Raw genomic sequence first — 6848 nt, forward strand, 5'->3', positions numbered from 1 at the left:
CGCACGGTTCGGCGACTTGACCAGCTGTCCCAAATGCAAGGGGACATTTCTTATCACATCCGGTGCGGGCGATATGAAGTCCAGAGGGCAGGCACCCGCGCGCGACGGGGACCGCACGGCCTGCGGTGCCACGCTCATTGCCAGCCAGGGCGTGGCCACCCACTCCGAGGGCCAAGCTGCTGGCCAGGCTGCGCCTGCTGAGGCGGCTGCCAGCGGCAATGACCGGGTGGTCTCGTCAGCGTCTTCTTCGTCTTCTTCCATTTGCCTGCCTTGCCTGGCTGCCGCAGCGCAGTCTGGTCAGAGCTTGATGGTGCGCACATGAGTGCGTCATGGCTGCATGGCCGGATCAAACCCTTGCCGGAGCCGTTGCCGGGTGAGCACCTGCATGTACTGGTCGACGGATTTCACTACGCAGAGATGGACTTTGCGCAGCGCTTGGCTGACCAGCCGGGCGCATGGGGCTTGTTCGACGGGACTGAAGAAGAGTCACTCATCGACAGTGGCCCCTGGTTGCTGGCGGTGCAATGGCAATCCGAGGCGTTTTGCCAACAGTTGCTTGCCCTGGAGCGCGGCAGGCCGTCTGTTTCCTGGCTCTATGCAGCGCTTGGCACGGCTGAACTCGCTCAACAATTGCAGGCGCGCTTGAATTTTCATTTGCCGGATGGCCGCTCGGCCCTGGTCCGGTATTGGGATCCGCGCGTGCTGGCGACGCTGGCGCGGCAGCTCGATGATGCGCAGCGCATGAGCTTCTTTGACTCCATCCGGGAATGGCATTTTCTGCTGGACGGCCATCCTGTTCATATCGGACGTGATCATGATTGAACTCAGCCCCGAGCAATACCAGCAGTTCCTGGAAAGCGATACCCAGCACTTCATTGCCGCCGCCGCTGACCAGTACCTTGCGGCTCATGAAGAGATGCGCAGCGACCCCGGTCGAGCCGAGGTGCTGGAACGGATGCGCACGGCCTTTGAGCGAGGCCGTTCCATCGGTTTCACCTCGACGCCGCATCTGCTCTACATGATGACCTTGGAGGCCGGGGCGCCGGGCTTGTTCGGCGACGAACTGATTCGCTACTACCTGAGCAAACCGGGTGCGACGCCGGAACAGAGGCTGGACGACTTCGACGCCATTTTTACCAACGAACTGCAACGCATGAAGGAGAAAAAATAATGGCGGCCACTGCCGTTCAACTCGGGCGCGCTGCGGCGCAACGCGCCCTCCCCGTGATCAAGCGCTGGATGTCTCGTGCCGTGGGTGGGGCAGGGGGTGTGGTGGCGGGAGAGGAAATCGAGAAGCGACGCACGGAGGCGGAGAACGCCAAAAGTTCACCGCTGGCCAAGGCCGAGGTGGATGCGGCTTCGCGCGATAAGTGTCGGGATTGTCCGCCGCTGACCGGTCATGAAATTACCAAGAACTTCAAGGTGCACGAGCCATGGATGGACTATCAAGCGCGTGTTACTGGGATGCGCTCTGGTCCGTTGTTTTTGACGGAGTGGAAATATGAAAAACGGGAATTCGATGGATTCAAGCCGGCTGAATGTTTGCTGATGGAGGCGAAGGCGGCATATGACCAGTTTTTCTCGGCGCCTGGTGAATTTGAATACGACTTCAAGAAACAGATCATCTTGAACATGGTGAAGCAGGCTGCACTTCAGAATGAAGTAGCTCAGCCGAGACCGCCGGTAAAGCTCCAGTGGTACTTCATGGAGCCATGGACTTATGCATTTCTGAAGCCCCTGCTTTTCGAGGTTTCCCCGACCATTCGTGTCATCTTCCAACCGTGAGCAATCCAATGAAAGCATTCGATATAAAGATCTTCTATCCGGCTGTAGAGCCCCGCATCAGTCTTGTTGGGCGAATGGAGGTAGCGGCCAAGCTTTTATCGGAATGGAGCCGGCACGATGAATGGATGAAACTGGAGCATTGGTTGGTCGCGACGGGGGATAAAGAAGGCTCGTTTAGATATCCGGTCTTTGAGGGTGGTGTGCCTGGCACATCGGCTCTGGCCTACTATCGGGAATTCCAGCGCAATCATGAGTCGGACGATCCCCGCTATCTTTGTTTCTGGAATGGCCAGTTGCATAAGGGGGGGCGGGCCAGCTTCACTGATCAATACAATCATCTGCACGACAGACCGGAGATTATCTGGCTCACGGTAGACCACATGGAGCGCTGGCCCAATCCTTCGTCTATCGTAGACGCCTTGAAAGAATCTGCGAAGCTTTTCGCCCCACGTGCGATGTTCGTCAAGCCCGCGAGCTACACGCCGGTATTCTTCGATAAGCCCTGTGTCGCCTGGATGCTCTACTTGCCACTGCAACTGTCGACCATGCAAGTCCCTGAAGCCGCTCGACTGGAGCCCGTCCAGGACGCATCGGGCCGTCTGATCGGGACGATCATCATCAGCGTGGCTGATGCGATCTTCGATATCGGCAACACCGATCACGTGAGAATCGCCCACGATATCGAGGTCAGGCTCACAGATCAGGACTTGCTGCCACGTTATCCCGACCTCCTGTTGGATGGGAACATCATCGGCTAAAGCCAATAAAAAACCCGGAAGTCTCCTTCCGGGTTTTCATTTCCTTAACAAGGTTCAGCGTGGTTCAGTCATCCCGCTTTTCCAGCGCCCGGTTCGGACTCAAACATCATGATGCCATTCGACATTCAAATCTTCTTCCCTGCGCCTCCAGTTGCAAAGGACCTGGCTCAACGCTTGGAAACACTCTATGAAATTTTTCTGAAATTAGGTGAGCAAGACCGGCCTTTGCGACCACAGAATTGGCTATTGGCGACGGGTGATATAGATGGCTCTTTTCGTTATCCTGTGTTCGATGAGCAAAAGGTTTCCGATGCATTGATCGCTTATTTTTGCAAACGTTATCGAGGAGAGCCGGCTTCCTCTTGCCGACATGTCACGCTTTGGAATGGCGTGATGGAAGAAGGGGAAGGTGCCAGCATTGCTTATCAGTTCAATCATGAGGATGGGGCGCCCGAAATCCTTTCCCTTTCTGTTCCAGATATGTCTGCCTGGAACGCGGCTGGGGTGGTTCAGATAATTGAAGTTGCGGTTCGACTCTATGCGCCGAGAGTGCTCTTTGTGCAGCCTGCAACCTATCAAGCGGTATTTCGCGACAAGCCCAGCGTTGCGTGGATGCTCTACTTGCCCCTGCAACTATCGTCCATGCAAGTGCCGGAGGCCGCGAGACTGGAGCCTGTCCACGATGCTAATGGCCGTCTGATCGGGACAATCATCATCAGCGTGGCAGATGCGATTTTCGATATAGACCACCCTGACCATGTGCGAATCGCCCACGATATCGAGGTCAGGCTCACAGATCAGGACTTGCTGCCAAGTTATCCCCACCTCCTGTTGGATGGGAACATCATCGGCTAAAGCCAATAAAAAACCCGGAAGTCTCCTTCCGGGTTTTCACTTCAGCAGCGCTGGTTCAGCGCAGTTCAGTCATCCCGCGCCTCCAGCGCCCGGTTCAGACTCAGCGCCGCCAGTGAACCTACCGCCCCCGAGAGCAGGTAGAAGCTCACATAAGCCATGCCAAAGTGCGCCGACAGACCCAAGGCTACCAGCGGGGCGAAGCCGGCCCCGACCAGCCAGGCCAGATCGGAGGTCAGGGCGGCGCCGGTATAGCGATAGCGGGTCTTGAAGTTGGCCGTCACGGCACCGGCTGCCTGACCATAGGACAAGCCCAGCAGGGCGAAGCCGATCAGGATGAAGGTGTTCTGGCCGGATTCGCCCCCATTCATCAGGGTCGGTACGAAGGCCGACAGGATGGCAATGAGCAGGGCCATGGTACCCAGCGTATTGCGCCGGCCGAAGCGGTCGGCAATCAGGCCCGAGACCACGATGCCCGCTGCCATGATGACGCCACCCCAGATCTGCACCACCAGGAAGTCGGTGGCTTCACGCAGTGAATACAGCTTCACCCACGACAGCGGGAATACCGTCACCAGGTGGAACAGGGCATAGCTGGCCAGCGCGGCCAGGGCGCCGATGATGATGTTGCGGCCCTGGGTGGTGACCAGCTCGACCGCGCCGGCCGGTTCCAGTTCGCGTTCATCCAGCAGCTTGGCGTATTCCGGGGCCGAGACCAGGCGCAGGCGGGAGAACAGGGCGACCACGTTGATGGCAAAGGCGACATAGAAGGGATAGCGCCAGCCCCATTCAAGGAAATCGGCCGAGCTCAGGTTGGAGAGCATGTAGGCAAACAGGCTGGCGGCCACGATGAAGCCCAGCGGTGCGCCCAACTGCCCCAGGGCCGCATACCAGCCGCGCTTGTTCTGCGGGGCGTTCATGGCCAGCAAGGAAGGCAGGCCATCCCAGGCGCCACCCAAGGCCAGCCCTTGACCGACGCGCAATAGCGAGAGCAAGATGATGGCCCACACACCAATGTGGTCATAAGTTGGCAATAAAGCAATTCCGGCCGTCGAAAAGCCGAGCATGAACAACGCCAGCGTCAGTTTTACCTCGCGGCCGTAGTGTTTTTGAATCGCCATGAAGATGGTCGTCCCGATGGGGCGGGCCAGGAAGGCGAAGGAAAAGATCACGAAGGCGTAGAGCGTGCCTTCCAGCCTGGGTGCGTTGGGAAAGAACAGCATCGGGAACACCAGGACCGATGCCAGTGCATAGACGAAGAAGTCGAAGTATTCGGAGGCTCGTCCGATCACCACGCCAACCGCGATCTCACCGGGCTCGATCGCGCCGTGCTCGTGGGAAGTGGAAGGGTGCTCGGATTGCTGTCTGAATTGGCCGGAACCTTGGCCGTCGTGGATGCTGGTGCTTGCCATGGCTTTGTCTCCCACTGTTAGAGGTTTAGTCGCAGTACGTACTACTAATCCCAACCTGGCAGGTGGCAAGTGACAGGGTGGGACAAAACGTCCAATCGCCAACACACTTTATTGGCGTTACATTACCACGCTCTGATACATACGACTGGAATTTTCCTTCATGGTTTCTCAAATCCTCCGTCGCGGATTGCTCCTGCTTCCTGCGATTCTGTTGGCTGGGTGCAACACCGTCGTGATGAATCCTTCCGGCGACATCGCTAACCAGCAAGCACGCCTGATCATCATCTCGACCGCGTTGATGCTGCTCATCATCGTTCCGGTGATCATCCTGACGCTGCTGTTCGCATGGCGTTATCGCAAGAGCAATACTTCTGCTCCCTACGAGCCGGACTGGGATCATCGACCCGCCCTGGAACTGATCATCTGGGGCGCACCCCTGCTGATCATCATCGCCCTGGGCCTGTTGACCTGGATCACCACCCACACCCTGGACCCGTACCGTCCGCTCTCGCGCATTGACGCCGAGCGCCCGTTGGCGCCCCAGGTCAAGCCGCTGGTGGTGGAAGTGGTGGCGCTGGACTGGAAGTGGCTGTTCATCTATCCGGAGCAAGGCATCGCTACCGTCAATGAGCTGGCCGCGCCGGTGGATGTTCCCATCGAATTCAAGATCACGGCCTCCAACGTGATGAACTCTTTCTACATTCCCGCACTGGCTGGCCAGATCTACGCCATGCCCAGCATGGAAACCAAGCTGCACGCGGTCATCAACAAGGCCGGCGAATATGACGGTTTCTCGGCCAACTACAGTGGCGCCGGTTTCTCGCACATGCGCTTCAAGTTCCATGGCCTGGACCAGGCTGGCTTCGACGCCTGGGTGCAAAAGGCCAAGGCCGGCGCCGGCAAGCTGGACCGTGCCGAGTACCTCAAGCTGGAACAGCCGAGCGAACGTGAGCCTGCCCGCCTCATCGGCAGCATCGAGCCCAACCTGTTCCACGCCATCGTGAACCGCTGCGTAGCGCCCAACACGGTTTGCATGGACAAGATGATGGCCACCGACCTGAACGTGAAACCGGGCCAGCAAAAGGCTGAATGATTCCCTTGCCTGGTAGCCGTATCAGCGCAGCAGAACACCGCTGCGCCCCCATTTCCTTTTTCCCCGGGAAGTAAAGATGTCTGACAATTTTGACCTGATAAAGCTGATCTTCGGTCGCCTCAGTCTGGAAGCCATTCCATACCATGAGCCGATCCTGCTCGGCACCTTCGCCATGGTGGCGCTGGGCGGCATAGTGGTACTGGGCCTGCTCACCAAATATCGCCTGTGGGGCATGTTGTGGCGCGACTGGTTCACCAGTATCGACCACAAGCGCATCGGTATCATGTATATCGTGCTGGCCATCGTCATGCTGCTGCGCGGCTTTGCCGATGCCTTGATGATGCGTGCCCAGCAAGCCATCTCCTTCGGTGACAACGCCGGCTTCCTGCCGCCGCACCACTATGACCAGGTGTTCACCGCCCACGGCGTGATCATGATCTTCTTCGTGGCCATGCCCCTGGTGACCGGTCTGATGAACTACGTCGTGCCCCTGCAGATCGGTGCACGCGACGTGGCCTTCCCGTTCCTCAACAACTTCAGCTTCTGGATGACCACCTTCGGCGCGCTGCTGGTGATGGCTTCGCTGTTCGTGGGCGAATTCGCCCGCACCGGCTGGCTGGCCTACCCGCCGCTGTCGGGCATCCTGTACAGCCCGGACGTGGGGGTGGACTACTACATCTGGGCCTTGCAGGTGGCCGGGGTCGGGACATTGCTATCAGGGATCAACCTGGTGGTGACCATCGTCAAGATGCGCGCCCCGGGCATGAACATGATGAAGATGCCGGTCTTCACCTGGACTTCGCTGTGCACCAACGTCTTGATCATCGCCGCCTTCCCGGTGCTGACCGCCGTGCTGGCCATGCTGTCGCTGGACCGTGTCTTCGGTACCAACTTCTTCACCAACGACATGGGCGGCAACGCCATGATGTACGTGAACCTGATCTGGAT

The 6848-nt window shown here is 58.3% G+C and carries 9 protein-coding genes; 8 read left to right on the forward strand and 1 reads right to left on the reverse strand.

Features of this window, described 5'->3' with window-relative positions; all coding sequences use genetic code 11:
* From I5W_RS15085 to I5W_RS15110, 6 genes are all read left to right on the forward strand, one after another.
* The coding region (locus I5W_RS15085; RefSeq protein ID WP_044529844.1) for a PAAR domain-containing protein at nucleotides 1-322 on the forward strand (322 nt) is incomplete at its 5' end.
* The gene (locus I5W_RS15090) at nucleotides 319-822 is read left to right on the forward strand and encodes a DUF4123 domain-containing protein (RefSeq protein WP_252717038.1); all 504 of its coding nucleotides are present in this window, start codon (nucleotides 319-321) and stop codon (nucleotides 820-822) included. The genes I5W_RS15085 and I5W_RS15090, both read left to right, overlap by 4 nt.
* Entirely contained in the window at nucleotides 815-1171 is a 357-nt protein-coding gene (locus I5W_RS15095) for a hypothetical protein (RefSeq protein WP_044529846.1), read from the forward strand. The genes I5W_RS15090 and I5W_RS15095 overlap by 8 nt, the downstream gene beginning before the upstream one ends.
* The gene (locus tag I5W_RS15100) at nucleotides 1171-1785 is read left to right on the forward strand and encodes a Tox-REase-5 domain-containing protein (protein WP_017451200.1); all 615 of its coding nucleotides are present in this window, start codon (nucleotides 1171-1173) and stop codon (nucleotides 1783-1785) included. The genes I5W_RS15095 and I5W_RS15100 overlap by 1 nt, the downstream gene beginning before the upstream one ends.
* An 8-nt stretch (nucleotides 1786-1793) precedes the next feature.
* Complete coding sequence (locus I5W_RS15105) at nucleotides 1794-2543, forward strand: Imm52 family immunity protein (RefSeq protein WP_044529847.1); 750 nt, start codon at nucleotides 1794-1796, stop codon at nucleotides 2541-2543.
* 108 nt (nucleotides 2544-2651) lie between these two features.
* Nucleotides 2652-3398 (forward strand): Imm52 family immunity protein, encoded by a 747-nt coding sequence (locus tag I5W_RS15110; RefSeq protein ID WP_044529848.1) that lies wholly within the window; start codon nucleotides 2652-2654, stop codon nucleotides 3396-3398.
* A gap of 65 nt (nucleotides 3399-3463) precedes the next feature.
* Here I5W_RS15110 and I5W_RS15115 read toward each other — a convergent pair whose 3' ends face one another.
* Nucleotides 3464-4807 (reverse strand): MFS transporter, encoded by a 1344-nt coding sequence (locus I5W_RS15115; RefSeq protein ID WP_017453469.1) that lies wholly within the window; start codon nucleotides 4805-4807, stop codon nucleotides 3464-3466.
* 160 nt (nucleotides 4808-4967) lie between these two features.
* On the opposite strand from I5W_RS15115, the gene cyoA reads away from it, so the two are divergent.
* Nucleotides 4968-5900: a ubiquinol oxidase subunit II gene (gene cyoA / locus I5W_RS15120; protein WP_044529849.1), complete on the forward strand. Its 933-nt coding sequence runs from the start codon at nucleotides 4968-4970 to the stop codon at nucleotides 5898-5900.
* A 76-nt stretch (nucleotides 5901-5976) separates the two neighbouring features.
* Nucleotides 5977-6848 (forward strand): cbb3-type cytochrome c oxidase subunit I (locus I5W_RS15125; protein ID WP_044529850.1); only part of this gene is annotated, 872 nt, incomplete at its 3' end.

The sequence above is a fragment of the Herbaspirillum sp. B65 genome (genome assembly GCF_000333555.1).
Classification (GTDB): Bacteria; Pseudomonadota; Gammaproteobacteria; order Burkholderiales; family Burkholderiaceae_D; genus Herbaspirillum; species Herbaspirillum rubrisubalbicans.

What these genes read in the sequence shown, in the direction of transcription:
- I5W_RS15090 (WP_252717038.1), top strand. Translation starts at nt 319, where the DNA reads ATGAGTGCGTCATGGCTGCATGGCCGGATCAAACCCTTGCCGGAGCCG.
- I5W_RS15095 (WP_044529846.1), top strand. Translation starts at nt 815, where the DNA reads ATGATTGAACTCAGCCCCGAGCAATACCAGCAGTTCCTGGAAAGCGAT.
- I5W_RS15100 (WP_017451200.1), top strand. Translation starts at nt 1,171, where the DNA reads ATGGCGGCCACTGCCGTTCAACTCGGGCGCGCTGCGGCGCAACGCGCC.
- I5W_RS15105 (WP_044529847.1), top strand. Translation starts at nt 1,794, where the DNA reads ATGAAAGCATTCGATATAAAGATCTTCTATCCGGCTGTAGAGCCCCGC.
- I5W_RS15110 (WP_044529848.1), top strand. Translation starts at nt 2,652, where the DNA reads ATGATGCCATTCGACATTCAAATCTTCTTCCCTGCGCCTCCAGTTGCA.
- I5W_RS15115 (WP_017453469.1), bottom strand. Translation starts at nt 4,807, where the DNA reads ATGGCAAGCACCAGCATCCACGACGGCCAAGGTTCCGGCCAATTCAGA.
- cyoA (WP_044529849.1), top strand. Translation starts at nt 4,968, where the DNA reads ATGGTTTCTCAAATCCTCCGTCGCGGATTGCTCCTGCTTCCTGCGATT.